A 26,405-nucleotide genomic window follows, 5' to 3' on the forward strand; every position below is an offset into this window, starting at 1 on the left:
CAATACTCATGCGTGGTTGAACAGGGTTTTTGGCACCCGCCACAGGAAGGAAATCGGGTGGCGTGGGGTGTCAGATCAATCTGGAGGGCGTCACCATCAGGCTTGATCGTGACGACAGAAAAGCCCTCCCAAAACGGAAGGAAAGTATTAATATCGCGCATAAGAACGCCGGTTTGTTAGATGTGTTTGCTCGCACGAACATCATCAACCAAATCGGCGTTCTTGTTTCTGTGTTTCCCGGGATTCCGTGAAGAACCTTACTTTTGACTGGTGTATCCGTCCTGCCGTGGTAACTGGCAGCATCAAACTCTAGATTCAAAACAATATAGAGCGGTTTGATGCCAGAATCGGCGGGAAATACCAGGATGAAGTCCTTGTATTCATCTGGGTAGACCGGGTTGACGATGATGTTATCTGCTTGTTCCGTAGGCGGATAAATCCAGATATGCGGGGTTTTCGGAGCACTTTCCAGCGGGGGAATTGCTGACGTTTTGGAGGGGAAAACCGCAGGTGTCCAAATCAGCGTTGTGCCATTGCCAAAGTCAGCCACTTGCTGAGCGCCTTGAGCAACGAACTGCACTACAGGAATTTTTTCCCAATCGCTTCGTTCCTGGGTGTTGTATCCGTATCCCTTTAGGGTGCCATCGGATTGTTGTTCCAGGTGTAGTCGGACGCGTGTACGGCCTTCCTTTAGGGACTTGAGCTGTTCCTCTGTGTAAAGCGCGCTGTCTCCAAGGCTAGAGGGCCAGAGTAGTGCAACCAGTCCTATGGGTGCGCCCGCAGCAACACCAGCCGTCACTACGCCGGCAGTACCGGCAGTACCTGCAGCACTTGTGCCAATGCCAGCAACACCAACCCGCCCTAATTGAAGCGTTCCCAGTGCAGCAGGTAACTCAGTACCACCTATTTTTTTGAGAGGGATGTTCCCCGCGGCACTACTTTCACGGCCACCCAGTAGAGAGAGTTTTCCGTAGTCAGCCAGTTCCTCCACCGGGACAAATCCGGCGGGGTTGGCATGATTGATCACGCCGTTGGGGAGGTTGCAGCTTTTGGCGAACACGCATCCCACAGTGCGTGGATGTGCCGTTTGATGAGGTTGTCTGCTGAAACGGTCTTCATATGCCTGTTGTCGGGTCAACATGTCGTCATATTTTTTTTGCCTTGTGTCCCGCTCGGCCAGTTCGGAGGCGGTCATGTATCGGCTGGTGACATGGTGACCGTCGCCTGAGGGAGGGTTTCGAACCCGAGGTATGTCTGTCTTGCGGGCCATGAGCGTCCTTGTTTCATTTTTTGAAAGCGATGCGGACGCTATATCAAAGGGCATTTGATAGATGTAGGACGGGTCTGAAACTCCGGTCGACGTTACAAATGGTCGGCAAGATCACGCCGAACTCGAACCTGATATTCGAGATTGAATTGCTGGAAGTGCTGACGCGGGATGATTGATTCGGGTCATACATTTGGGGGGCAGTTCACCGATCGAATGTAGGAGCTGCCGCAGGCTGCGATCTTTTGATCTTGCGTCTACACCCATGAAAAAGCCCCCCATCAGTCACCCGATGGAGGGCTTTTGCGTATCTGGCGTCAGGTCAAACCTTGACGATCCAGCCCGCTGGCGCTTCGATGTCGCCGGTTTGCACACCGGTCAGCTCTTTGTAGAGCTTCTGGGTGACCGGGCCGACTTCGGTTTCGCTGTGGAACACGTGCAGGTGGTCGTTGTAGTTGATGCCGCCGATAGGCGTGATCACTGCAGCAGTACCGCAAGCGCCAGCCTCTTTGAAATCCGACAGCTTGTCGATGAACACGTCCCCTTCAACCACTTCCAGGCCCAGACGCGATTTCGCCAGCTCGATCAGCGACAGACGGGTGATGCCCGGCAACACCGACGGCGAGTTCGGGGTCACGAACTTGTTGTCGTGGGTGATCCCGAAGAAGTTGGCCGAACCGACTTCCTCGATCTTGGTGTGGGTCATCGGGTCCAGGTAGATGCAGTCGGCGAAGTGCGCCTTCTTGGCTTGGGAGCCCGGCATCAGGCTGGCGGCATAGTTGCCCCCGACCTTGGCCGCACCGGTGCCTTGTGGAGCGGCGCGGTCGAAGCTGGAGATCAGGAAGTTGTGCGGGGTCAGGCCGCCCTTGAAGTAGGCGCCGACCGGGATGCAGAAGATCGAGAAGATGAATTCGGGCGCAGTACGCACGCCGATGTTGTCACCCACGCCGATCACGAACGGACGCAGGTACAGCGCGCCGCCGGTGCCGTAAGGCGGGATGAAACGCTCGTTGGCGCGGACGACTTCCTTGCAGGCTTCGATGAACTGCTCGGTTTCGACGAACGGCATCAGCAGGCGTGCGCAGCTGCGCTGCATGCGCAGGGCGTTCTGGTCCGGGCGGAACAGATTGATCGAGCCGTCCTTGCAACGATAGGCCTTCATGCCTTCGAAGCACTGCTGGCCATAGTGAAGGGCAGTGGAGCCTTCGCTGATGTGCAGCACGTTGTCTTCGGTCAGGGTGCCTTTGTCCCACTCGCCATTGCGCCAGTACGACAGAAATCGTTTGTCGGTCTTGATGTAGTCAAAACCCAGCTTGTCCCAATTGATGCTTTCGTTACCCATGACACCCTCTATCACTTAACGACCGCCGAAACGGTTCAAGGCTTCTGACGTTTTTCCGGATGGGCACAACAATACTTCATTCCATGGCTGTTTCGCAGTGCAAAAACGCTAAAAGATCGCAGCCTGCGGCAGCTCCTACAGGATCGGCAACCCAATGTAGGAGCTGCCGAAGGCTGCGATCTTTTGATCTTTACAGATGCAGCGCATGCCCCAGCGCACGCAACGCCGCTTCCTGCACCGCCTCGCCGAGCGTCGGATGTGCATGAACGGTGCCGCCGATGTCTTCCAGCCGCGCGCCCATTTCCAGGCTTTGCGCAAACGCCGTGGACAACTCAGACACTCCAACACCCACCGCCTGCCAGCCAACAATCAGATGATTGTCGCGACGGGCGACAACGCGCACGAAGCCGCTTTTCGATTCCAGCGTCATCGCCCGGCCATTGGCGGCGAACGGGAAGCTGGAAACGATGCAGTCCAGCCCGGCAGCCTTGGCCTCGTCCGGCGACTTGCCGACGACCACCAGTTCCGGATCGGTGAAACACACGGCAGCGATGGCGGTCGGGTTGAACTCGCGGGACTTGCCGCTGATCAATTCCGCGACCATCTCGCCCTGAGCCATGGCCCGGTGCGCGAGCATCGGTTCGCCACTGACGTCACCGATGGCATACACGTTGCGCATGCTGGTCTGGCAGCGATTGTCGATCTTGATCGACGAGCCGTTCATGTCCAGGTTCAGCGCTTCGAGGTTCCAGCCTTGGGTATTCGGCTTGCGACCGACGGCCACCAGCACCTGATCGGTTTCCAGGTTCAGGGTATCGCCGTTCGGCTCTAAAATCTGCAGCGTATTACTAATAGAATCAAAGCCTTGAACGCTGTGTTTCAAGTAAAGCTTCACGCCGAGTTTTTTCAGTTCGTCGTGCACAGGCTGGGTCAGTTCAGCGTCATAGGCTGGCAGGATACGCTCCTGAGCCTCGACCACGCTGACCTCGACGCCGAGCTTGCGATAAGCAATCCCCAGCTCCAGGCCGATGTAACCGCCACCCACCACAATCAGGCGCTTCGGCACGGAGGTCGGCGCCAGTGCTTCGGTGGAAGAGATGATCGGCCCGCCAATCGGCAGCATCGGCAGGTTAACGCTCTTGGAGCCAGTGGCCAGCACCAGATGCTCGCACTGGATACGCGTGTCGCCGACATCGACGGTTTTACCGTCGATCACCTTGGCCCAACCTTGAACAACCTGGACCTTGTTCTTTTTCAGCAATGCCGCGACGCCGGTGGTCAGGCGATCAACAATGCCATCCTTCCACTCGACGCTCTTGCCGATATCCAGCGTCGGTGCGGAAACGCTGATGCCCAGCGCCGAATGCTGGTTGTGATGCCGGGTCTGGTGGAACTGTTCAGCAACGTGGATCAACGCCTTGGACGGAATGCAGCCGATGTTCAGGCAAGTGCCGCCGAGGGACTCGCCCTCTACCAGGATGGTCGCAATGCCCAGTTGGCCGGCACGGATCGCCGTCACATAACCGCCAGGGCCGCCGCCGATAATCAGCAGCGTGGTGTTCAGAGTTTGCATGCCTGACTTACTCCATAAACAGCGTGGCGGGTTGTTCGAGCAGGCCGCGGATGGCCTGGATGAAGAGCGCCGCGTCCATGCCGTCGACCACACGATGATCGAAGGAGCTGGAAAGGTTCATCATCTTGCGGATCACCACCTGGCCTTTGACGACCATCGGGCGTTCGACGATTTTGTTCACGCCGATGATCGCCACTTCCGGCAGGTTCAGCACCGGGGTGCTGACAATGCCGCCCAAGGCCCCGAGGCTGGTCAGGGTGATACTCGACCCGGACAACTCATCGCGGCTGGCTTTGCCGTTGCGCGCGGCAGTGGCCAGGCGCGAAATTTCCGCCGCGTTGTCCCACAGGCTGCGAGCTTCCGCGTGAAGCACCACCGGCACCATCAGGCCAATGTCGGCTTGGGTGGCGATGCCGACGTGAACGGCGCCGAGGCGGGTGATCACCTGGGCTTCGTCGTCGTAACGGGCGTTGATCTGGGGGAAGTCGCGCAGGGCGACGACCATGGCGCGGACCAGGAACGGCAGCAAGGTCAGCTTGCCGCGTGTGGCCCCGTGTTTTTCGTTCAGGTGCGCGCGCAGTTCTTCCACGGCGGTGACGTCGATTTCCTCGACGTAACTGAAGTGAGCGGCGCGTTGCGTGGCGTCCTGCATGCGCTGGGCAATCTTGCGGCGCATGCCGATTACCGGGATTTGCTCCTCGTCGGTGCGCTGGGTGTAGGCGCTGCTGACGGTCGATGCATTGGACTGACCTTGGGCCAGATAGACATCGAGGTCTTCGTGCAACACGCGACCGGCCGGGCCAGTACCGCGTACCAGACGCAGTTGAATGCCAAGGTCCAGCGCATGTTTGCGCACGGCCGGGGAGGCCAGTGGCCGCTCATCGGCTTCGCGGGCGACCATTGGGCCTTGGCAGGCGGCTGCCGGACGTGGTGCTGGAGCCGGTTTGCTTTCAACCACTGCTTCAACTTTTGGCACCGCCACCGGCGTTTCTTTCACGGCAACAGCGGCAGGCTGGGCGGACTCTTTAACGTTGCCCGCGCCTTCGACTTCAATGCTGATCAGGATGCTGCCCACTGCCATGACTTCGCCCGGCACACCGCCCAGCGCAATCACCTTGCCATGCACCGGCGACGGAATATCAACCATCGCCTTGTCGGTCATGACATCGGCCAGCACCTGATCCTCGACGACCATGTCGCCGACCTTCACGTGCCACACCGACAACTCAACTTCTGCAATGCCTTCACCAATGTCCGGCATTTTAATAACGTGCGTGCCCATTCAGACCTCCATGACCCGTTTCAAAGCCGCGCCCACACGGGACGGGCCAGGGAAATACGCCCACTCTTGCGCGTGCGGGTAGGGAGTGTCCCAACCCGTGACGCGTTCGATTGGCGCTTCCAGGTGGTGGAAGCAATGCTCTTGCACCAGCGCGGCCAGTTCGGCGCCGAAACCGCAGGTGCGGGTCGCTTCGTGGACGATCACGCAACGGCCGGTTTTCTTCACCGATTTGGTGATGGTTTCCAGATCCAGTGGCCACAGGCTGCGCAGGTCGATGACTTCGGCATCGATGCCGCTTTCTTCGGCGGCGACTTGCGAGACGTACACGGTGGTGCCGTAGGTCAGGATGGTCACGTCCTTGCCCGGACGGGTGATGGCGGCAACGTCCAGCGGCACGGTGTAGTAGCCGTCCGGAACCTGCGCTTGCGGGTGTTTCGACCACGGGGTTACCGGGCGGTCGTGGTGGCCGTCGAACGGGCCGTTGTACAGGCGTTTTGGCTCAAGGAAGATCACCGGGTCATCGTTTTCGATGGAGGCGATCAGCAAGCCCTTGGCGTCGTACGGGTTGGATGGCATGACGGTGCGCAGACCGCAGACCTGGGTGAACATCGCTTCGATGCTCTGGCTGTGGGTCTGGCCGCCGTAGATGCCGCCGCCGCAGGGCATGCGCAGGGTCATCGGCGCGGTGAACTCGCCGGCCGAGCGATAACGCAGGCGAGCGGCTTCGGAAATGATCTGGTCAGACGCCGGGTAGACGTAGTCGGCGAACTGGATTTCGGCCACCGGACGCAAGCCATAGGCGCCCATGCCCACGGCTACACCAACAATCCCGCTTTCGGAAATCGGTGCGTCGAACACCCGCGAGGTGCCGTATTTGGTTTGCAAACCTTCGGTGCACCGGAATACGCCGCCGAAGTAACCCACGTCCTGGCCAAAGACCACGACGTTGTCGTCACGCTCAAGCATCACATCCATGGCCGAGCGCAGGGCCTGGATCATGGTCATGGTGGTCGTGGTCATAGCGGTTTCCAGCTGAATATTGTTGTTGTGATCGTTCATGTCAGATCCCCAGCTGCTGACGCTGGCGCTTCAAGTGCTCCGGCATCTCTTTGTAGACGTCTTCGAACATGGTCGCGGCGCTTGGAATCTGGCCACCGGCGAGGGTGCCGTACTGTTCAGCTTCTTTTTGCGCGGCGATCACTTCGGCTTCCAACTCCGCGCTGACGGCGGTGTGTTCCTCTTCGGACCAGTGACCGATCTTGATCAAATGCTGCTTGAGGCGCGCAATCGGATCGCCCAACGGGAAGTGGCTCCAGTCGTCGGCAGGACGGTATTTGGACGGATCATCAGAAGTCGAATGCGGGCCGGCACGGTAGGTGACCCATTCGATCATGGTCGGGCCAAGGTTGCGGCGGGCGCGTTCGGCGGCCCAGGCAGAGGCCGCGTAGACGGCGTAGAAATCATTGCCATCGACCCGCAGGGAGGCAATGCCGCAACCGACACCACGACCGGCGAAGGTGGTGGCTTCACCGCCGGCAATCGCCTGAAAGGTGGAGATCGCCCACTGGTTGTTGACCACGTTGAGGATCACCGGAGCGCGGTAGACGTGGGCGAAGGTCAGGGCGGTGTGGAAGTCTGATTCGGCGGTGGCGCCATCGCCGATCCACGCGGAGGCGATTTTGGTGTCGCCCTTGATCGCCGAGGCCATACCCCAGCCCACGCCTTGCACAAACTGGGTGGCAAGGTTGCCGGAGATGGTGAAGAACCCGGAATCCTTGACGGAATACATGATCGGCAACTGACGGCCTTTGAGCGGATCGCGCTCGTTGGACAGCAGTTGGCAGATCAGCCCCACCAGCGGCACTTCACGGGCCATCAGAATGCTTTGCTGGCGGTAGGTCGGGAAGCACATGTCGTCGATGTTCAAGGCCAGGGCCTGGCCGCTGCCGATGGCTTCTTCGCCGAGGCTCTGCATATAGAACGACATTTTTTTCTGACGCTGGGCGACCACCATGCGGTTGTCATAAATCCGCGTCTTGAGCATGGCGCGCATGCCTTTACGCAGGATCTCCACCGGCACGTTTTCGGCCCACGGACCAAGGGCATTGCCCTGGTCATCAAGCACGCGAATCAGGCCGCGGGCCAGATCGGCGGTGTCGGCCGGTTCTACGTCGATTGGGGGTTTGCGCACCGTGCCAGCATCGGTCAGATGCAGGTAGGAGAAGTCGGTTTTACAGCCGGGACGGCCCGAAGGCTCTGGAACGTGCAGACGCAGCGGTTCATACGCTTGGTTCATGGCTTCTACGCTCGATCTTGTGAATTTCTTGTAGTGAGCTGACAGATTTCCTTCGATAAAAGAAATCTTGTCCTACAACAATCATAGGCCCGCCCCAGAAGAATATTTATCTCTGTTTCGTTGCGCTAAAGACCATTTGCAGATAAAAAATCTGCATAAGCATAAAAAACAGGTGGTTTTCTCTCATGCGCAAACTGGACCGTACCGATATTGGCATTCTGAACAGCCTTCAGGAGAACGCGCGGATCACTAACGCTGACCTCGCACGCTCGGTCAACCTGTCGCCGACACCGTGCTTCAACCGGGTCAAGGCGATGGAAGAACTGGGCCTGATTCGCGAGCAAGTGACCTTGCTGGATGCTGACCTGCTGGGGCTGCATGTGAATGTGTTTATCCATGTCAGCCTGGAAAAGCAGGTAGAGGAGGCGTTGCAGCATTTCGAAGAGGCGATCTCGGATCGCCCGGAAGTGATGGAGTGCTACCTGATGGCCGGCGATCCGGATTACCTGATCCGCGTGCTGGTGCCGACCATTCAGTCACTTGAGCGCTTCATGATGGACTTTCTGACCAAGGTGCCGGGGGTGGCGAACATTCGTTCAAGCTTTGCGCTCAAGCAAGTGCGCTATAAAACCGCGCTGCCGCTGCCGGCGAATGGTTTGACGCTGGGCAACTGAACATCAGAAGCTCGCCATCCCTGTAGGAGCTGCCGAAGGCTGCGATCTTTTGATCTTGTCGTTAAAAAGCAAAATCAAAAGATCGCAGCCTTCGGCAGCTCCTACACAGGCTGCGATCTTTTGATCTTGTCGTTAAAAAACAAAATCAAAAGATCGCAGCCTTCGGCAGCTCCTACACAGGTCGCGATCTTTTGATCTTAAAATTTGTTGATCGGGATCTTGAGGTAAACCACGCCATTCTCTTCGGCCGGCGGCAAATTCCCCGCCCGCACATTCACCTGGATCGCCGGCAGCAACAGCGTCGGCATGCCCAGCCCGGCATCGCGGCGGGTACGCATGTCGACGAAGGCGGTTTCATCGATGCCGTCGTGCACGTGGATGTTGTTTTTGCGCTGATCGCCGACGGTGGTCTGGCATTGTGCTTGACGGCCTTCAGGCGGGTAGTCGTGGCAGACGTAGAGTTTCACTGCGGCGGGGAAGGCCAGCAGCTTTTGTATCGAGGCGAACAGTTGGTGAGCGTTACCGCCAGGGAAGTCACAGCGGGCGGTGCCGACGTCTGGCATGAACAATGTGTCGCCCACCAGAATCTGCTCGCCGTCGATGAGGTAAGCCATATCCGCCGGGGTGTGGCCGGGGACATGCAGGGCGGTGGCCCTGAGGTTGCCGATCATGAATGACTCGCCGGCCGCGAACAGCTGATCGAACTGTGACCCGTCGACGCAAAATTCCGGCTCAAGATTGAACAGGGACTTGAATACATTCTGTACGTTGCTGATGGATTCGCCGATGGCAATCTTGCCACCTAGCTCCCGACGCAAATACGGCGCGGCGGACAGGTGATCGGCGTGGGCATGGGTTTCCAGCAGCCACTGCACCTGCAAATGATGTTCACGAACGAACGCGATGATTTTGTCGGCCTGGGCTGTGGTGGTACGCCCCGCAGTCGGGTCGTAGTCGAGTACCGGATCGACGATCGCGCATTGCCCGCCATCGACTTCGTAGACCACGTAACTGTAGGTCGAAGAGGCGGGGTCGAGGAAGGCTTCAATCAAGGCAGGCATGGTGGGCGTTTCTTTCAGGATAAGCACTGAGGGTAGTTTCATTCTCCCCGGGTTGACCAGCCCCGAGTCAAATTCATGCAGGAAAAAAGCCGTGCGGGCTCTATCCTGTCTTTCATCGATACCGGGCGATCCCGGCTTTTTGTGAATCACGAGCGTTTTATGTTGCTGGCGAGCTTTTTCGGTGTGGTGATGGGGCTGGTGCTGGGATTGACCGGCGCGGGCGGCGGCATTCTTGCTGTGCCGGCGCTGGTATTGGGGTTGGGTTGGACAATGACCCAGGCCGCGCCCGTCGCGCTGTTTGCGGTGGGCAGTGCGGCGGCGGTCGGTGCCATCGATGGTTTGCGCCATGGCCTGGTGCGCTATCGCGCTGCAATGTTGATTGCGTTGCTGGGCGCAGTTTTTTCGCCAGTGGGGATCTACTTCGCCCATCAACTGCCGGAAAAGGCCCTGATGATCCTGTTCAGCCTGCTGATGGTCATGGTGGCGGGGCGAATGCTGCGTCGTGAGCGCAAGGACGAGGGACCGAGTGATCACGGCCACGCGAACTGGGGTCAGAAAAACTGCATGCTCGATCAGCACACCGGGCGCTTTTCCTGGACCGCAAAATGCACCGCGACCCTCGCTGCCCTCGGCGCGGTGACTGGCGTGGTGTCGGGGTTGCTAGGCGTGGGTGGCGGTTTTCTGATTGTTCCTGCCTTCAAGCAGCTGACCGATGTGCAGATGCGCGGAATTATCGCGACTTCCCTGATGGTGATCAGCCTGATCTCGGCCATCGGCGTGATTGGCGCGTTGCATGCCGGGGTGCGCATCGACGGTTTGGGCGTTGCCTTCATCGTCTCTAGCATCGTCGGCATGATCATCGGCCGGAAACTCTGCGCACGGGTGCCGGCGCGTGCGCTACAGGTTGGTTTTGCCAGCGTTTGCCTGATTGTCGCCATCTACATGCTGGTGCGCGCCTGAGGCTTAGCGCGCTCGGTATTGCAGGGTGAAACCGAGTTCGGTGGACTGACCTTGCTCCAGCAAACGCAACCCCGGCCGACCCGCAAGGTGGTGCGCGTTGACCGGGTGACTGACCGGCTCGATGCAGAAAAACTCCAGGCCTGCCGGGCAGTAGAGCAGGTAGTAATCGCTGCCGGTGGCCTGGCACTCCAGTTCATAACCGAGGTCGGGTTGCTCAATCAGGCAGTGGCCATCCCATTCACAAAAGCCGTTATCGACCAGCCTGTCGGGCAACGCCTTGGCTTGCTGGAAATCCCACTCGGCGGGAATAGCACCGAGCTGTGTCGGCAGTTTTGTCGTGTCGCAAAACCAGACATTCCGGGCTGGGGCCTGCAGCCGGGTATTCGCGGTACGGGGTAGATACGGGTGCAACCCCAGGCCATGCCAGGCAGCGCTTTCGTCAAGATGGGTGACGCTCAATTCGATGCTCAGCTTGCCCGCGTTGAGGTGAAAACGTTGGCGAGCGCGATAGGCGAAGGGGGTCATGCTGTCGAGTTGCAGGACAACTTCGTCCTGGGTTTGCGAGACGACTTCCCACGCCTGTTGCCAGGCGCTGCCATGAATCGGCAGGGGATCGCTGAGGCTGTTGGGCGTGAGGGCCAGCCAGCCATCGGGGCATTCGAAGCCGCCTTCGGCAATACGGTTGGACCAGGGCACCAAAGGAAAACAGCCAAGCTTGCCGGGCAGGCCGGTGTTCAGAGCGTGAGCATCGGCGTGGCGCAACAAGGGCTGGCCGGTGGCACGCACGGTCCAGTTGACGATGCTCGCGCCGAGTTCCGGGGCGAGGGTGAGGTGGGTGAATTCGTCTTCGAGCTCTAGCTGTATCATGCGTTTCGTTCTGCGTTGAGTGGTTGAAAAGATCGCAGCCTGCGGCAGCTCCTACCGGTTATACATCCCAATGTAGGAGCTGCCGCAGGCTGCGATCTTTTAAAGAGTTACAACACCAAATGCGGCAACCACAGCGACAGCGCCGGAATGTAGGTCACGGCCATCAGCACCAGGAACAGCACGCCGTAGAACGGCAGCAGCGCTTTAACGGTTTTTTCGATGCTGACTTTACCCACGGCCGACCCCACAAAGAGTACCGCGCCCACTGGCGGTGTTATCAAGCCGATCCCCAAGTTCACCAGCATGATCATGCCGAACTGTACCGGGTCGACGCCAATGCCCAAAATCACCGGCATCAGAATCGGCGTCAGGATCAGAATCAGCGGCGCCATGTCCATCACGGTGCCGAGCAACAGCAGCATGACGTTGATGCACATCAGGATCACGTAACGGTTGTCCGACAGGGTCAGGAACATCGTGGTGATCTTCGCCGGGATCTGCATCAGCGTCATGATGTAGCCGAAGCTGGCGGCGAAGCCGATCAGGATCATCACGATCGAAATCGTCCGCACCGTGCGGTGCATCAGTTTCGGCAGTTCGCTCCACTTATAGTCGCGGTAGATGAACATGGTCACGAAGAACGACCAGAGCACCGCAATCGCTGCCGACTCGGTGGCAGTGAAAATACCCGAGAGAATGCCGCCGAGGATGATGACCATCGCCATCAACCCCCACAACGCTTCGCCGCAGATTTTCAGCGCCTCGCGCATCGGGATGACTTCGCCCTTCGGGTAGTCACGCTTCTTGGCGAAGATCAGGCACAGCACCATCAGGCACGCGCTCATCAGCAGTCCCGGCACCACGCCCGCCATGAACAGCGAAGCAATCGACACCGTGCCGCCCGCCGCCAGCGAGTAGAGCACCGAGTTGTGGCTCGGCGGCGTCAGCAGCGCTTGTACCGAACCGCTCACGGTCACGGCAGTGGCGAATTCACGCGGGTAGCCACGGCGTTCCATTTCCGGGATCAGCACCGAACCGACAGAGGCGGTGTCCGCCACCGAAGAACCGGAAATCGCCCCGAAGAAGGTCGAGGCCATAATGTTGACCAGCGACAGACCGCCCCGCACAAAACCGACCAATACCCCGGCGAACGCCACCAACCGACGGGACATGCCGCCCTCAGCCATGATCGCGCCGGCCAATACAAAGAACGGAATCGCCAGCAGGGAAAACTTGTTCACGCCCCCGGCAACCTGAATCATTAGCGCCTGGAACGGAATGTCGATCCACCACGCGCCAATCAGGGCAGAGAGCCCCAGCGCGTAAGCGACTGGCATGCCGATCAGGATCAGCGCGATAAAACTGCCGAGCAAAATAAATGCGTCCATTCAGGCAGCCCCTTCGTTTTCTTCAACGAGGTCGAAGCGCACGACCCGACGGTTGCTCTGGTCACCGAGCAAGAGTTTTTCCAGCACAAAAATCAGGGTCAACACGCCGCCAATCGGGATCGGCATGTAGGTGATGCCCACGCGCAGAGTCGGCAGGGCGCTCATGAACTGATTCCAGGTCGACAGGCAGAGCTTGGTCCCCCACACGGCCATGAACAGGGCGATGGTTGCCATCAGCAGTTGCGAGACGATGCTCACCGCCGAGCGCAGTTGCGGCGTCATGCGATCGGTGATCATGGCCACCGCCATGTGCGCGCCTGCGCGGTAGCTGGCCGCAGCGCCAACAAAGGTGAACACCATCATCAGCAGAATAGCGGTGGGCTCGGGCCAACTGGAGCCGGTGCCGAGTACGTAACGGGCAAACACGCCCCAGGGAATGATCAGCGCAATGGCCAGAACGGAGAGCCCGGCGACCCAGATACAGGTCATGTAGAGCTTGTCATTGATGCGCAGCAGCAGATTCTTCATCGGGTTTCACCGTAACCGGGCGCGCACGAGCGTCTTCCAACGTTCGTGGCGCCGGGCCTTTCATGAATGCAGGGAGGGTTACTGAACAGCTTCGATGCGCTTGATCAGGTCGGCGTAAGGCGCGCCGTATTTTTCGCGGATCGAGGCGGTCGCCTCATAGAAAGGTTTCTTGTCGACGGTGATGAACTCGACGCCGGCGGCCTTGAGTTTTTCTTCACTGCTGGCCGACTTGGCGTCCCACAGGGTGCGCTCTTGCGCCTGTGCGGCCTTGGCGGCTTTCTTCACCAGACCTTGCTGCTCAGGGGAGAGTTTGTCCCAGGTGATTTTCGACATCACGATGGGCTCAGGCAGGATCAGATGCCCGGTCAGGCTGTAGTACTTGGCGTTTTGATAGTGGTTGTGTTCGAGCATGGTCGGCGGGTTGTTTTCCGCACCGTCGATCACGCCGGTCTGCAAAGCACTGAAGATTTCACCGGTGTCCATGGCGATGCCGTTACCGCCCATGGCATTGATGGTTTCGATGAACATCGGGTTGCCCTGCACGCGGATCTTCATGCCCTTGAGGTCTGCAAGGGTACGCACCGGTTTTTTGGTGTACAAGTTGCGTGTGCCGCCATCCATCCAGGCCAGTGCGACCAGGTTGAATTCAGAGTTGGTGATCTTGCCAAGAATTTCATCACCGATTTCACCATCGATGACTTTGCGCATGTGCGCCTGGTCACGGAACACGAATGGCATGTTGAACACGTTCACGTCCGGCACGACAGGGCCGACGATGCCGAGGCTGACCCGGGCCATCTGGATGGCGCCGACCTGAGCCTGTTCGACCACTTCTTTTTCCGAGCCGAGCACACCGCCGGCGAACATCTTGAAGGTCAGTTTGCCGTCGCTGTCAGCCACCAGGGTTTTACCCAGCTGTTCCTCGGCCACCACGGTCGGGTAGCCGGCGGGGTGGATGTCGGCGAATTTGATTTCCAGCGCCTGGGCGGCGCTGCTGAGGGAGAAGGCGAGCGGGAGTGCAGCGGCGAGCAAGGTGCGTTTGAAGTCCATGGGGTGAGTCTCCAGTCTTGTTGTTTTTTTTATTCAAGGCACAGCGATGCAGCAGAAGCATTTGAAGCGGGGGGTGATCAGAAATCTTTGAACAAAGGCTCCGGCAAGCCCTTCACACCGGGATTGAGGGCGAACACGCCGCCTGCGAGTGACTGTGCATCATGGTCGTCACCGGGACGAATCGAGGTCACGAACAGCGTGTCCAGTCGACTGCCACCGAAGGCGCACATGCTTGGTTTTTTCACCGGAACGGTGAGTGAGCGGTCGAGGCGACCGTCAGGGGTGAAGCGGTGAATCAGCCCGGCGTCGTTGGCGCAGATCCAGTAGCAACCTTCGGCATCAACGGCGGCGCCGTCTGGACGCCCGCTGTGCTGATTCATGTCGACGAACACGCGGCGATTGGACGGCGTGCCGCTGTCGATGTCGTAGTCGAAGGCCCAGATCTGCTGGACCAGCGGATGGGAATCGGAGAGGTACATCGTGCGTCCGTCCGGGCTGAAACCCAGGCCGTTGGGCACGATGAAGCCACCCAGCTGTGCCGCGAGCGGGCCACGTTGCCCGGCACTGTAGCGATAGAGCGTGCCGTCCGCGGCGTTGGCGCCCATGTTCAGCACCATGCTGCCGGCCCAGAAACGTCCCTGACGGTCACAGCGACCGTCGTTGAGGCGCATGTCCGGGCGAGCATGCTCGACGTGGGCGAGTGGTTCGCTGTCGAGGCTGCCATCGTTGTGCGCGTGCACATGAAAGAAGCCGGTTTCCATTCCGGCGACCCAGCCACCGTCAGGGTGACGGGCAATGCAAGCGAGCATTTCCGGGGTTTTCCAGGCCTCTACATGGCCGGTCTCGGCACTCCAGCGTTGCAGCCCCCCAGCGGGAATATCGACCCAGAACAGGGCGTTTTCCTCGGGGACCCATACCGGGCATTCACCCACCGCATTGCGGGCATCGACAATCAATTCAGCTTGCATGGCAACTCATTCCCTTGGGTTTTTGTTGTTGGGATCAAGTGGTGCGCGAGAGGGAGTCAGTCGCCAAATGGGCCGGCGGCGCAGAAGGCACCGCCCTGGTAGACCCGGGCCGGGTCATCGGTGGCCGGCATTGGCTGGGCTTCAACTTGCTCGCGGAACACTTCGGAGGTGTCCTGCGGCGCATAACCCAGGGCCGTGGCGTAGCGGTTGTCCCACCACACGTTTTTGTTGTCGGAGGCACCATAAACCACGGTGTGACCGACATTCGGTGTGTACAGCGCGCGTTCGAGCAGTTGGGTCAGGTCGCCGAAACTCAGCCAGGTGCTCATCATCCGACGGTTCTGCGGCACCGGGAACGATGAGCCGATGCGCACGCTGACGGTTTCGATGCCGTAGCGATCGAAGTAGAAGGTGGCCATGTCTTCGCCGTAGGACTTGGACAAACCGTAGTAGCTATCGGGGCGGCGAGGGGAGTGGGCGTCGATGACTTCGTCCTGCTTGTAGAAGCCGATCACGTGGTTGGAGCTGGCGAAGATCACCCGCTTCACGCCGTGACGACGCGCCGCTTCATAGATGTGGAACACGCCGCAAATGTTGGCGCCGAGGATCTCTTCAAACGAGCGCTCGGTCGACACCCCCCCAAAATGCAGGATGGCGTCGACGCCTTCGACCAGTTGATGCACGGCTTGCTTGTCGGCAAGGTCGCAAGGCACGACTTCTTCGCGATCATCGATGGCCGGTGCGATGTCGGCGATGTCCGAAAGACGAATGACATTGGCATAAGGTCGCAGGCTTTCGCGCAAGACTTTGCCCAAGCCACCGGCAGCACCGGTCAGAAGCAGGCGATTGAAAGGGGCGCGGGCTGTTTGAGTGGTCGTCATGGGAATCCTGGGAAAACGGTCGTTATTGATTTGTTGTAAGTTGTCGTACGACTTTTCGGAAGTATTGTTGGGCTTTCCGTTAGTTGTCAACGCGACTTTCGTGGAAATTGACGGAGGGTCATTACAAAACTCCGGGCTTTCTGTAGGAGCGAGCCTGCTCGCGAAAAACTCGAGGGCGCCGGGGTGATTCAGGCGTCCCGCGTCATCGTTGACCACCATCGCGAGCAGGCTCGCTCCTACAGGGGTCGCGTGTTTTCTTGCGTGTTACAACAACGATATCGGGTAGCTGATGAAGATGCGGTTTTCGTCGAATTCGTTGGTGCTGAAGTTCTTGCGAATGCTCGCGTTACGCCATTTGACGTTGAGGTTCTTCAGCGGGCCGCTTTGCACGGTGTAGGCCAGTTCCGATTCACGGCCCCATTCCTTGCCGTCGGTGATTGCCCCGGTGTGCACGTTATCGCCGCTGATGTAGCGGTTCATCATCGTCAGGCCGGGAATGCCGAGGGCAACGAAGTTGTAGTCGTGACGCACCTGCCAGGATTTTTCGCGGGCGTTGTCGTAGCTGGAGTTGTAGCTGTCGTTGGCCAGTGTGCCGCCGCTGGTGCCGTTGACGCGCATCCAGACGGTGTCCCCCGTGAGTTTTTGCAGGCCGACATAGAAGGTGTTGCCGCCGTATTTGGCCGACAGCAGGGCAAATGAGGTTTTGTTGTCCAGGTCGCCGGCCAGGGCACTGCCGTCCTCTTTGCCGATGAAGTAGCCGAGGTTGGCGCCCAGGGTCCAGTCGCCGATGGGCTGGCTGTGGCTGAGGTTGAAATATTGCTGTTGATAGATATCGCTGAGTTCGGCGTACCAAACGCCGATCTGGGTGCGTTTTTCGTTGAAGGCGTATTCGCCGCCGCCGAAGTTGAAACGGTCCGAGGTGATGGAAGCAGATTTTCCGTTCATGAACATGTCGTCCATGCTCGAATCGTTGCGCGGGCTGTTCTGGCGGAACTGGCCGCCATAAAGCGTCAGGCCATCGATTTCCTTCGACGTGACCTGGCCGCCACGGAAGGTTTGCGGAAGGGAGCGACCGTCGTCCGAACGCAGGATCGGCAGTACCGGCATCCAGTCGCCGACCTTCAATTCGGTCTGCGATAGCTTGCTCTTGAACGCAACGTCGGTGCGACCGAAGGTGTCCGCCGGGCGGCCGTCATGGTCCAGCGGCAGCAACTGGGTGCCGCCGGTGCCCTTACCACCATCGAGTTTTACCGAGTACAAACCCAGCACGTCCAGGCCGAAACCGACCGTGCCCTGGGTGAACCCGGACTTGGCATCAAGAATAAAGTTCTGCGTCCACTCCTCAGCCTTGCCTTGCGGGTAGGCCGGGTTGGTGTAGTTGCGGTTGAAGTAGGCGTTGCGCAGGTTCAGCGTGGCTTTGGCGTCATCGGTGAAACCTTCGGCGTGACTTGTCATGGGCATGGCGAGGGCCAGGCCGCTGCAACCAATCAGGCTCAAGGTATGACGGCGGGCAAAGGTTGAACGTGGATTTCGGGCGGAGGAATTGCGGACGAACTTGCTCACTGTGACGCTCCCTTGTTTTTTGTTTTTATTTTTGTCATACGTCGTCGTACAACTTGGGGGCGATTATTTGCGAGGTATTTCGGTGTTGTCAATCGGAAGTTATACGATGACTTTGCTTCATAGGCGTAAAAGATCGCAGCCTTCGGCAGCGCCTACATGAGCATACGGCCTCCTGTAGGCGCTGCAGAGCGCTGCAATCTTTTGATTTTCAGAAGGGTTGTCAGCCCGCAATCATCGGCGGCATGGTCCCCAGCAAAGACACCGCCGCCACCGCGCCCATTCCCAGCAACCATTCCGCAATCACGCTTTTACGCAATGTTGTCAGGCGCTGTTCGCGGTCGTTTATCCGCAGCCGGTTGAACAACGCCAGGCCCAGCATCACCGCGACCAGCGCGACCTTGATCAACAGAATCAGGGCAAACCCGGTGAACAACGGCGTCGGCCAGAATGCGCCGGTGAGCACGCGAACATTGATCAGCCCCGTGATCAGCAATCCGGCCACCAGCAGGTAACCGATGCCACTGAAACGCAGCAACAGCGCGTTGATGGGATAACCGGCAGGACGCCGCAGGATCATCACCAGCAGCATCAGGCCACCGAGCCAGATGCCCACGCAGGTCAGGTGCACGAGTTGATTGAGTATCAGCAAACGCCCTTCGACCCCATCGAGCATGGCGCCGTGGCCGACCGGCGCCAAAGTCGCCAACAACAAGCCGCCGAGGAGGACACGCAAGGGCAGGTGGGCGCGCAGCGGTGACAGTAAAACAGCCACCAGCAACCCGCTGAACAGCAGGTGCCAGCGCCAGACCTGTCCGAAAAAAGTGCTGCCCAGCACCAGGCGCAAGGTCGCTGGATCGAACGCTGCTTCCCACGCCCCGGCCATGCTGGCGGTGATCAGCAGCAACCAACAGACGCCGCTGATCAGCGCCACGGCTGCCAGCCAACGACTGATGCGGGCCAGCGATTGATCAAGGCTTGTCTCACGCCCCAGCAAAAGTGGCCGGAACACCCAGGCCCCAAACAGCATCAGCACCACAATGAAATGCAGAAACCGGCACAGCACCAACGCGCTCGCCATGTATTACTGGCCAACCTTGAAAGCGTAGGCGCCTTCGCTTTTGTGCGTGTCGACCGACACGGCGTGCCATTCGACCTTGTAGGCACCTGCGGTCAACGGTGCCGCCGGCGTAACGACCAGGGTCTTTTTATCGCTGCCGTCAGTTGCCAGGCTTTTCAACGGGATTTTTTCACCTTCTTTGCTGATCGTGACTTGGGTGAAAGCGGCCTCAACACCTTCGGAAAACACCAGCCGCAGTTCGGTCGGCGCGGTCACGGTGCTGTCGGCGGCGGGCGTCTGGCTTTGCAGATGAGCGTGGGCAAACACAGACGAAGCGGCGAGCAGCGAGCCGAGTAGGGCAGCGGCGGTCAGGGATTTTTTCAGCAGCATCGTGGAGACCTCAGAGGCAGGTTCGAAGTGGGCGTCAGTTTAGCCGCCAGCGGTGTGTTGTACGAAGTTTGCTTTTCCCCGGTCGCCGCAAGGTAGAGCGGATGCTAGTCTTGTTTAACGCTGTTGTCAGGGAGCCCTCATGGGCAATCACAAGATCGAGATTCGTCGCAGTAACGTCGAGAAAATTCTGCTGGGGGCCGAGAAAGTCTTCGCTGAAAAAGGCTTCGGCAGCACCGCCATGGCCGACATCGCTGCCGAAGTGCAATTGCCGCGTTCCAACCTGCATTACTACTTCAGCACCAAGACCGAGTTGTACAGTGCCGTGCTGTTCGACCTGCTGGAAGTGTGGAAGCAGGACGCGCTGTGCTTCGAGATGTTCGACGACCCGCGCGTTGTGCTCAGCAGCTACATCCGCGCCAAGATGAACCACTCTCGCAGCCGACCGCATGGTTCGAAAGTCTGGGCCAATGAAATCATCCACGGCGCGCCGACACTGGGCGTGGCGCTGGACGCGAGCCTGTACGACTGGGCCAAGATGAAAGAAGCAAAGATTCGTCAGTGGGTGGAGGACAAACGCATCCTGCCCGTGGAGCCTTCAAGCCTGCTGTACATGATCTGGGCCTCGACCCAACACTACGCCGACTTCGATCACCAGGTGAACATTCTCAATGACCATCAGCCGCTGTCGGACATGCAGTTCGAGCGGGCGATTCAGACAGTGACCAGTGTGATTTTGCGGGGGATCGGATTGGAGCCATAAATCAAAAGATCGCAGCCTCGTTTCACTCGACAGCTCCTACAGAGTGAAACGAGGCTGCTATCTCTTGATCTTCAACAATCAAACCGCAACATGGTACGGATTGCGGGGATCATGATTCCAATCCAGAAACGGCTTGCCGTTTTCCATCGGCACCATCTCGATGCAATCCTCAACCGGGCAGGTGATCTGGCACAGATTGCAGCCCACGCATTCATCATCGATCACTTGATATTTGTGCGTGCCATCGGCCTGTTTGAGGCTGGCCACGGCCTGGTGCGAAGTGTCTTCGCAAGCGATATGGCAACGGCCGCAACCGATGCAGGCTTGCTGGTCGATCTTGGCGATCACCTGATAGTTGATGTCCAGATACTTCCAGTCCGTGGTGTTGCCCACTGCGCGCCCGGAGAATTCCGAGATGCTGGCGTAACCCTGACTGTCCATCCAGCGTGACAACCCGTCCTTCATTTCCTCGACAATACGGAAGCCGTGCAGCATTGCCGCCGTGCACACCTGCACAGAACCGCTGCCCAGCGCCATGAATTCCGCCGCATCGCGCCAGTTGCCAATGCCGCCGATCCCGCTGATGGGTAGGCCTTGGGTCTGCGGATCGCGGGCAATTTCGGCGACCATGTTCAAGGCAATCGGCTTGACCGCCGAACCGCAATAACCGCCGTGGGTGCTTTGGCTGCCGACCATGGGGTTGGCGACCATGCGTTCCAGGTTGACGCTGGTGATCGAGTTGATGGTGTTGATCAGCGACACCGCATCGGCACCGCCACGGTGCGCCGCGCGTGCGGCGACGCGGATGTCGGTGATGTTGGGCGTCAGCTTGACGATCACCGGCAGCGAGCAATAAGTCTTGCACCAGCGCGTCACTTGTTCGACGTACTCCGGCACCTGGCCGACCGCCGCGCCCATGCCGCGTTCCGGCATGCCGTGAGGGCAACCGAAGTTCAGTTCGATGCCGTCGGCACCGGTGGCCTCCACCAGCGGCAGGATGTGTTTCCAGGACTCTTCGACACAGGGCACCATCAACGACACGATCAGTGCGCGGTCCGGCCAGTCTTTTTTGACCTGGGTGATTTCCCGCAGATTGATCTCCAGCGAGCGGTCGGTGATCAGTTCGATATTGTTGAAACCCAGCACTTCCCGGTTAGGCCCGAAGTGCGCGGAGTAGCGCGACGACACATTGACCGCCGCCGGGTCTTCCCCCAGGGTTTTCCAGACCACGCCACCCCAGCCAGCCTCGAACGCGCGGACCACGTTGTAGGCCTTGTCGGTGGGTGGCGCGGAGGCCAGCCAGAACGGATTGGGGCTTTTGATGCCAGCGAAGACAATCGAGAGATCGGCCATTTACGCAGCCTCCACGTTGAGCATCAGTTGAGCATGGATGGCCTCGGCGGCCCGCTTGCCGTGCTGCACGGCTTGCACGGTGAGGTCTTGATCGAGGCTGGTGCAGTCGCCACCGGCATACACGCCGGGAATGCTGGTACGCAGCTGTTCGTCCACCTGAATGCGATCGCCCTGACGCTTGAGTTCCCGTGCCAGCGGATCGGCGAGGGCGCTGCTGTCGAAGGCCTGGCCGATGGCTTTGAAGATCGCGTCGGCAGCCAGTTCGAAAGTTTCCCCGGTGGTCTGCAGGCGACCTTCAACCAGTTGCGTGCGGGCGAAACGCATGCCGCGCACTTGCCCCTGATCGTCGAGCAACACTTCCTCGGGTTGTGCCCACGTCAGCAAACGCACCTGGTTGGCTTTGGCAATGTCTTGTTCGTGGTGGGTGGCGCCCATGTCCGGGGCGCCACGGCGGTAAACCAGATTGACGTCACGGGCACCAAGACGCGCCATCTGCACGGCCATGTCGATGGCGGTGTTGCCGGCGCCGAGCACGATGCAATGGTCAGCCAATGGCAGCTGAGTCAGGTCGTCGGCCTGACGCAGTTCGCGGATATAGTCGGTGGCGGCAAGCAGGCCGGGTGCGTCTTCGTGGCTCAGGCCCAATTGTTTGCTGGCGGCCAGACCGAGGCCGAGGAACACCGCATCGAATTGCTGATGCAGTTCACTGAGGCTCAGGTTGTCGCCGAGTTTCTGCCCGTGGCGGATTTCGATGCCGCCGATTTCCATCAGGAAATCCAGTTCCTTCTGTGCATAGTCGTCCACCAGTTTGTACTTGGCGATCCCGTATTCATTGAGGCCACCGGCCTTTTCCCGCGCTTCGAAAATCACCACGTCATGCCCATGCATGGCGCTGCGATGGGCGCAGGACAAACCGGCCGGCCCGGCACCGACCACGGCGATGCGTTTGCCGGTGGCGGCGGCACGCGGGAACGGGTGTTCGCTGAAGTGAGCATTGTCTACCGCATAACGTTGCAACAGGCCGATCAGCACCGGTGCGCACTCTTGGGCGTTGTTACGCACGCAGGCTTGCTGACAGAGTATTTCGGTAGGGCAAACACGGGCACAACTGCCGCCGAGGATATTAGCCGAAAGGATTTTTTGCGCCGCACCCTGCACGTTGTCCTGGTGAATATTGCGGATGAACGATGGAATATCGATCTCGCTTGGGCAGGCATTCACGCACGGTGCGTCGTAGCAATACAGGCAACGCGAGGCTTCCAGGTGCGCCTGGCGGTCGTTGAGCGGCGGGGCCAGGTCGGTGAAATGGCCAGCGAGCACGGCCGCATTTTCATAGGGATGCGGGAGGTGGGTCAGGGTCTTGATCACGGTATGGGCCTCACGGTGATTTGAGGTGCTGCCTCTGATGGGCATTGTTCTCGGTCCCCTGCAGGAGCTGCCGAAGGCTGCGATCTTTTGATTTTGTTTTTTCAGGATCAAGATCAAAAGATCGCAGCCTTCGGCAGCTCCTACAGGGATCGCATTTCGTAGGAGGGCATTAGCCGAAGGCCGCTGTCAGCGTTTCACTGCAACCGGCTTATGCAACTCAGCCCGCTTGCTCAGCAAATCAAACACCGCCGGATACGCCGGCCGTTCGATATACCGCCCGGCCCCACGCTCCGCCCGCAAATCGCCATCGGCCCAGACCACGCGGCCCTGGCTGATGGTATGGCTGGGAACGCCGCGTACGGTCTTGCCTTCGAAGATGTTGAAGTCGACTTGCTGGTGATGGGTCTTCGCCGAAATCGTGCGTGTACCTTGCGGGTCCCACAACACCAGGTCGGCATCGGCGCCGACGCGGATTGCCCCTTTGCGCGGGTAGAGGTTGAAGATCTTCGCGGTGTTGGTGGAGGTGAGGGCGACGAATTGCTGCATCGAAAAACGCCCGGTGTTCACCCCTTCATCCCAGAGCACCGCCATGCGGTCTTCGATACCCGCCGTGCCGTTCGGGATTTTGCTGAAGTCGTCCTTGCCGGCGGCTTTTTGCTCGGCGCAGAAACAGCAATGATCGGTGGCGGTGGTGTGCAGGTTGCCCGCTTGCAGGCCATGCCAAAGCGCCTCTTGATGACCGCGAGGGCGGAAGGGCGGGCTCATCACATAACCGGCAGCGGTCTGCCAGTCGGGATGTTGGTAAACGCTGTCGTCCAGCAGCAAATGCCCGGCGAGCACTTCACCGTAAACCGGTTGGCCCTTGCTGCGGGCATAGGTGATTTCGTCGAGGGCTTCCTTGGTCGAAACATGCACCAGGTACAAAGGCGTGCCGAGGGTTTCGGCGATACGGATCGCCCGGCTCGCGGCTTCGCCCTCTACTTGTGAAGGGCGTGACAGCGGATGTGCTTCTGGCCCGGTCATGCCCTGGGCCATCAACTTGCGTTGCAGGTGATAAACCAGCTCACCGTTTTCCGCGTGCACGGTCGGCACTGCGCCCAGTTCCAGGCAGCGTTCGAAGCTTGCCACCAGGGTGTCGTCGGCCGCCATGATCGCGTTCTTGTAGGCCATGAAATGCTTGAAGCTGTTGACACCGTGATGGCTGACCAGCTCGGCCATTTCCTCACGGACCTGCTCGCTCCACCAGGTAATCGCAACGTGGAAGCCATAGTCGCAAGCCGACTTCTCGGCCCAGCCGCGCCACTGATGGAACGCTTCCATCAAGGACTGCTGCGGGTTGGGAATCACGAAGTCGATAATTGATGTGGTGCCGCCAGCGAGGCCCGCTGCCGTTCCGCTGTAAAAGTCTTCGCTGGCCACCGTGCCCATGAAGGGCAATTGCATGTGGGTGTGTGGGTCGATACCGCCAGGCATCAGGTATTGGCCGCTGCCGTCGAGAATTTCGGCACCTGCGGGAATGTCGAGGTTTTCGCCGATGGCCTTGATCACGCCGTCTGCGCAATACACATCGGCGCGATAACTTTCATCATGGGTAATAACGGTAGCGCCACGGATCAACAGAGACATTCCGGATTCCTCGCAGGCATGACCGACTGATGCCGGTTCTAAATGTTTTATATGAAGCCAGCGCAAACCGGTGTATTCCTGTCAGCGCTGTCAGGATTAAACGCTAGCTGGTGTTATTGGAATCAGCAAGAATAATTTTTATAAGCTTATATATGTTTTAACTAGCTGATAAATAAAGGAATAAATTAAAAATCACCAAAATGGTGAGGCTGCTCACCATTTTGACGCACTTGACAGGATCGAAATATGGTCAAGATTTTCTATGTGAAATCAGCTGTTTGAGTATGGTCTATGGTTGATGCGCAACTTTGAAAAAAAGTTTGATGCACCAGATTGAGTCCTGACTGTTCGGACAACTTGCCTGACATTCGGCCTGAGTGACATGACAAGTAACCGCGGATTGAATGGTTTAACTCATAAAGCTGATAAACATCAGTGAGTTGCAAAGCGTTTATGGAACTGCCCGATGCACAGGCGGGGCAATCGGCACGCTTATTGATGCCGCCAGCCCCTGATGAGCAAAAATAATCAAAAGAACAGTGGAGCGGCCATGCAACAGATCAGATCGCAAGTGACCGAGCGCGACGGCTTGTTTGAGCTGGAAGCCGGCAGCGATGTACTCGACAGTCCCCGTTACAACCACGACATGGCACCGACCAAGGTGCGCGAGCGAACCTGGAACAAATGGCACATCACCGCCTTGTGGGTCGGCATGTCGATTTGCGTGCCGACCTACACCCTGGGCGGCGTGCTGACCGCGTACTTTGGCCTGAGCGTGGGTGAAGCACTGTTGGCGATTCTGTTTGCCAACATCATCGTGTTGATTCCCCTGACCCTGAACGCCTTTCCCGGCACCAAGTACGGCATCCCGTTTCCGGTGTTGCTGCGCTCGTCGTTCGGCATTCTCGGCTCCAACATCCCGTGCCTGATCCGCGCCCTGGTGGCGTGTGGCTGGTTCGGCATTCAGACGATGTTTGGTGGCCTGGCGATTCACCTGTTCCTGGGCTCGGTATTCGACGGCTGGAAATCCCTCGGCGGGACCGGTGAAGTGCTGGGTTTCATGATGTTCTGGGTGCTTAACCTGTGGGTGGTGATTCGCGGTGCCGAGTCGATCAAGTGGCTGGAAACCCTGTCTGCACCATTGCTGGTGGCAGTGGGCGTGGGACTGCTGGTGTGGGCGATGCCAAACGTGTCGATGACCGAATTGATGTCGATCCCGGCCAAGCGTCCGGAAGGGGTCAGCGTGGTCAGTTACTTCGCCGCCGGGCTGACCGCGATGGTCGGCTTTTGGGCGACCTTGTCGCTGAACATTCCGGACTTCAGTCGCTACGCCAAAAGCCAGAAGGACCAGATCGTCGGGCAGATCATCGGGTTGCCGCTGACCATGTTCCTGTTCGCATCGCTGGGCGTGGTAATGACCGCCGCATCGGTGAAACTGGTCGGTGTAACCGTCTCCGACCCGGTGACGCTGATCGGCCATATCCAGAGCCCGGTCTGGGTGGCAGTGGCCATGGCGCTGATCATCATCGCCACCCTGTCGACCAACACCGCCGCCAACATCGTGTCGCCAACCAACGACTTCCAGAACATCGCGCCCAAGGTGATCAACCGCACCAAAGCGGTGATCCTGACCGGGTTTGTCGGCCTGGCGTTGATGGCTCACGAGTTGCTTAAAAAGCTCGGCCTGATCGTTTCGGACGTCAGCCTGGAAACCGTTTATTCCAACTGGTTGCTGGGCTATTCGAGCCTGCTGGGTCCGATTGCCGGGATCATGGTGGTGGATTATTTCCTGATCAAGAAACAACAACTGGACCTTGCCGGGCTCTATCGCGATGACGTGTACCCGGCGTGGAACTGGAACGGTTTTCTCGCGTTTGGCGTGCCGGTGGTGCTGACGCTGCTGTCGTTGGGCAGTGATGCATTCAGCTGGTTCTACAGCTACGGCTGGTTTACCGGCTCGGCATTGGGTGGGTTGATTTATTACGGGTTGTGTTCGATGCGGTCCAGCCCATCTGTCGCGAAGTCTGCGGTGTGAGTGATGGCCTCTTCGCGGGCAAGCCTCGCGCCTACGGAGCCGCGTGCTTCCTGTCGGCGCGAGGCTAGCCCGCGAAGACGGCCTCACATACACCAAGAAAATACCTGAGAGAAACC

23 protein-coding genes and 1 pseudogene are annotated in these 26,405 nt (G+C 59.0%); 5 read left to right on the forward strand and 19 right to left on the reverse strand.

Annotated features, from left to right (window positions below):
- Nucleotides 1-70 precede the first annotated feature (70 nt).
- A complete protein-coding gene (locus KUF73_RS07715; RefSeq protein ID WP_256345479.1) occupies nucleotides 71-1,270 on the reverse strand; it encodes an S-type pyocin domain-containing protein in 1,200 nt (399 codons plus the stop codon).
- A 101-nt stretch (nucleotides 1,271-1,371) separates the two neighbouring features.
- Between KUF73_RS07715 and KUF73_RS07720 the strand changes: the two are divergent.
- Nucleotides 1,372-1,446, forward strand: a pseudogene (locus tag KUF73_RS07720) (FKBP-type peptidyl-prolyl cis-trans isomerase); the annotation flags it as partial.
- A gap of 143 nt (nucleotides 1,447-1,589) precedes the next feature.
- Here KUF73_RS07720 and KUF73_RS07725 read toward each other — a convergent pair.
- The 5 genes from KUF73_RS07725 to KUF73_RS07745 all read right to left on the reverse strand — a co-directional run bounded on the left by KUF73_RS07725 (nucleotide 1,590) and on the right by KUF73_RS07745 (nucleotide 7,760).
- Entirely contained in the window at nucleotides 1,590-2,609 is a 1,020-nt protein-coding gene (locus KUF73_RS07725) for a branched-chain amino acid aminotransferase (RefSeq protein WP_218437449.1), read from the reverse strand.
- A 190-nt stretch (nucleotides 2,610-2,799) separates the two neighbouring features.
- Nucleotides 2,800-4,182: a dihydrolipoyl dehydrogenase gene (gene lpdA, locus KUF73_RS07730; RefSeq protein WP_218437450.1), complete on the reverse strand. Its 1,383-nt coding sequence runs from the start codon at nucleotides 4,180-4,182 to the stop codon at nucleotides 2,800-2,802.
- Between the two features lie 7 nt (nucleotides 4,183-4,189).
- Nucleotides 4,190-5,464, reverse strand: coding sequence for a dihydrolipoamide acetyltransferase family protein (locus tag KUF73_RS07735; RefSeq protein WP_218437451.1), 1,275 nt, complete (start codon nucleotides 5,462-5,464; stop codon nucleotides 4,190-4,192).
- Complete coding sequence (locus KUF73_RS07740) at nucleotides 5,465-6,523, reverse strand: alpha-ketoacid dehydrogenase subunit beta (RefSeq protein WP_218437452.1); 1,059 nt, start codon at nucleotides 6,521-6,523, stop codon at nucleotides 5,465-5,467.
- 1 nt (nucleotide 6,524) lies between these two features.
- Nucleotides 6,525-7,760, reverse strand: coding sequence for a 3-methyl-2-oxobutanoate dehydrogenase (2-methylpropanoyl-transferring) subunit alpha (locus KUF73_RS07745; RefSeq protein WP_218437453.1), 1,236 nt, complete (start codon nucleotides 7,758-7,760; stop codon nucleotides 6,525-6,527).
- Nucleotides 7,761-7,945: 185 nt separating this feature from the next.
- On the opposite strand from KUF73_RS07745, the gene bkdR reads away from it, so the two are divergent.
- A complete protein-coding gene (gene bkdR / locus KUF73_RS07750) occupies nucleotides 7,946-8,434 on the forward strand; it encodes a Bkd operon transcriptional regulator BkdR (protein WP_007915088.1) in 489 nt (162 codons plus the stop codon).
- A gap of 197 nt (nucleotides 8,435-8,631) precedes the next feature.
- Here the strand turns inward: bkdR and KUF73_RS07755 are convergent, their stop codons facing one another.
- Nucleotides 8,632-9,495: an MBL fold metallo-hydrolase gene (locus tag KUF73_RS07755; protein WP_218437454.1), complete on the reverse strand. Its 864-nt coding sequence runs from the start codon at nucleotides 9,493-9,495 to the stop codon at nucleotides 8,632-8,634.
- 159 nt (nucleotides 9,496-9,654) lie between these two features.
- Between KUF73_RS07755 and KUF73_RS07760 the strand changes: the two genes are divergently transcribed.
- Nucleotides 9,655-10,455 (forward strand): sulfite exporter TauE/SafE family protein, encoded by an 801-nt coding sequence (locus KUF73_RS07760; RefSeq protein ID WP_218437455.1) that lies wholly within the window; start codon nucleotides 9,655-9,657, stop codon nucleotides 10,453-10,455.
- A gap of 3 nt (nucleotides 10,456-10,458) precedes the next feature.
- Here KUF73_RS07760 and KUF73_RS07765 read toward each other — a convergent pair whose 3' ends face one another.
- From KUF73_RS07765 to copC, 9 genes are all read right to left on the reverse strand, one after another.
- Complete coding sequence (locus KUF73_RS07765) at nucleotides 10,459-11,322, reverse strand: aldose 1-epimerase (RefSeq protein ID WP_218437456.1); 864 nt, start codon at nucleotides 11,320-11,322, stop codon at nucleotides 10,459-10,461.
- A 107-nt stretch (nucleotides 11,323-11,429) separates the two neighbouring features.
- On the reverse strand, nucleotides 11,430-12,710 hold the full coding sequence (locus KUF73_RS07770) for a TRAP transporter large permease (protein WP_218437457.1): 1,281 nt from the start codon (nucleotides 12,708-12,710) through the stop codon (nucleotides 11,430-11,432).
- Entirely contained in the window at nucleotides 12,711-13,238 is a 528-nt protein-coding gene (locus KUF73_RS07775) for a TRAP transporter small permease (protein WP_218437458.1), read from the reverse strand.
- A 78-nt stretch (nucleotides 13,239-13,316) separates the two neighbouring features.
- Nucleotides 13,317-14,288, reverse strand: a complete 972-nt coding sequence (locus KUF73_RS07780) for a TRAP transporter substrate-binding protein (RefSeq protein ID WP_218437459.1) — start codon at nucleotides 14,286-14,288, stop codon at nucleotides 13,317-13,319.
- A gap of 77 nt (nucleotides 14,289-14,365) precedes the next feature.
- Nucleotides 14,366-15,256, reverse strand: a complete 891-nt coding sequence (locus KUF73_RS07785; protein WP_218437460.1) for an SMP-30/gluconolactonase/LRE family protein — start codon at nucleotides 15,254-15,256, stop codon at nucleotides 14,366-14,368.
- 56 nt (nucleotides 15,257-15,312) lie between these two features.
- Nucleotides 15,313-16,137, reverse strand: coding sequence for an NAD(P)-dependent oxidoreductase (locus tag KUF73_RS07790; protein ID WP_218437461.1), 825 nt, complete (start codon nucleotides 16,135-16,137; stop codon nucleotides 15,313-15,315).
- A 264-nt stretch (nucleotides 16,138-16,401) separates the two neighbouring features.
- Nucleotides 16,402-17,700 (reverse strand): OprD family porin, encoded by a 1,299-nt coding sequence (locus KUF73_RS07795; protein WP_218437462.1) that lies wholly within the window; start codon nucleotides 17,698-17,700, stop codon nucleotides 16,402-16,404.
- Between the two features lie 220 nt (nucleotides 17,701-17,920).
- The gene (gene copD / locus KUF73_RS07800) at nucleotides 17,921-18,778 is read right to left on the reverse strand and encodes a copper homeostasis membrane protein CopD (RefSeq protein WP_218437463.1); all 858 of its coding nucleotides are present in this window, start codon (nucleotides 18,776-18,778) and stop codon (nucleotides 17,921-17,923) included.
- Between the two features lie 3 nt (nucleotides 18,779-18,781).
- Nucleotides 18,782-19,147, reverse strand: a complete 366-nt coding sequence (copC, locus tag KUF73_RS07805; RefSeq protein WP_218437464.1) for a copper homeostasis periplasmic binding protein CopC — start codon at nucleotides 19,145-19,147, stop codon at nucleotides 18,782-18,784.
- Between the two features lie 139 nt (nucleotides 19,148-19,286).
- On the opposite strand from copC, the gene KUF73_RS07810 reads away from it, so the two are divergent.
- On the forward strand, nucleotides 19,287-19,907 hold the full coding sequence (locus KUF73_RS07810) for a TetR/AcrR family transcriptional regulator (RefSeq protein WP_218437465.1): 621 nt from the start codon (nucleotides 19,287-19,289) through the stop codon (nucleotides 19,905-19,907).
- A gap of 78 nt (nucleotides 19,908-19,985) precedes the next feature.
- On the opposite strand, the gene preA is transcribed toward KUF73_RS07810, so the two are convergent.
- The 3 genes from preA to hydA all read right to left on the reverse strand — a co-directional run bounded on the left by preA (nucleotide 19,986) and on the right by hydA (nucleotide 24,254).
- Nucleotides 19,986-21,260: an NAD-dependent dihydropyrimidine dehydrogenase subunit PreA gene (gene preA / locus KUF73_RS07815; protein WP_218437466.1), complete on the reverse strand. Its 1,275-nt coding sequence runs from the start codon at nucleotides 21,258-21,260 to the stop codon at nucleotides 19,986-19,988.
- Entirely contained in the window at nucleotides 21,261-22,628 is a 1,368-nt protein-coding gene (locus tag KUF73_RS07820) for an NAD(P)-dependent oxidoreductase (protein ID WP_218437900.1), read from the reverse strand.
- Nucleotides 22,629-22,814: 186 nt separating this feature from the next.
- On the reverse strand, nucleotides 22,815-24,254 hold the full coding sequence (gene hydA, locus KUF73_RS07825; RefSeq protein WP_218437467.1) for a dihydropyrimidinase: 1,440 nt from the start codon (nucleotides 24,252-24,254) through the stop codon (nucleotides 22,815-22,817).
- A gap of 550 nt (nucleotides 24,255-24,804) precedes the next feature.
- On the opposite strand from hydA, the gene KUF73_RS07830 reads away from it, so the two are divergent.
- The gene (locus KUF73_RS07830) at nucleotides 24,805-26,289 is read left to right on the forward strand and encodes an NCS1 family nucleobase:cation symporter-1 (RefSeq protein WP_218437468.1); all 1,485 of its coding nucleotides are present in this window, start codon (nucleotides 24,805-24,807) and stop codon (nucleotides 26,287-26,289) included.
- Nucleotides 26,290-26,405 lie beyond the last annotated feature (116 nt).

Source organism: Pseudomonas sp. PD9R (genome assembly GCF_019200975.1).
Taxonomy (GTDB): domain Bacteria; phylum Pseudomonadota; class Gammaproteobacteria; order Pseudomonadales; family Pseudomonadaceae; genus Aquipseudomonas.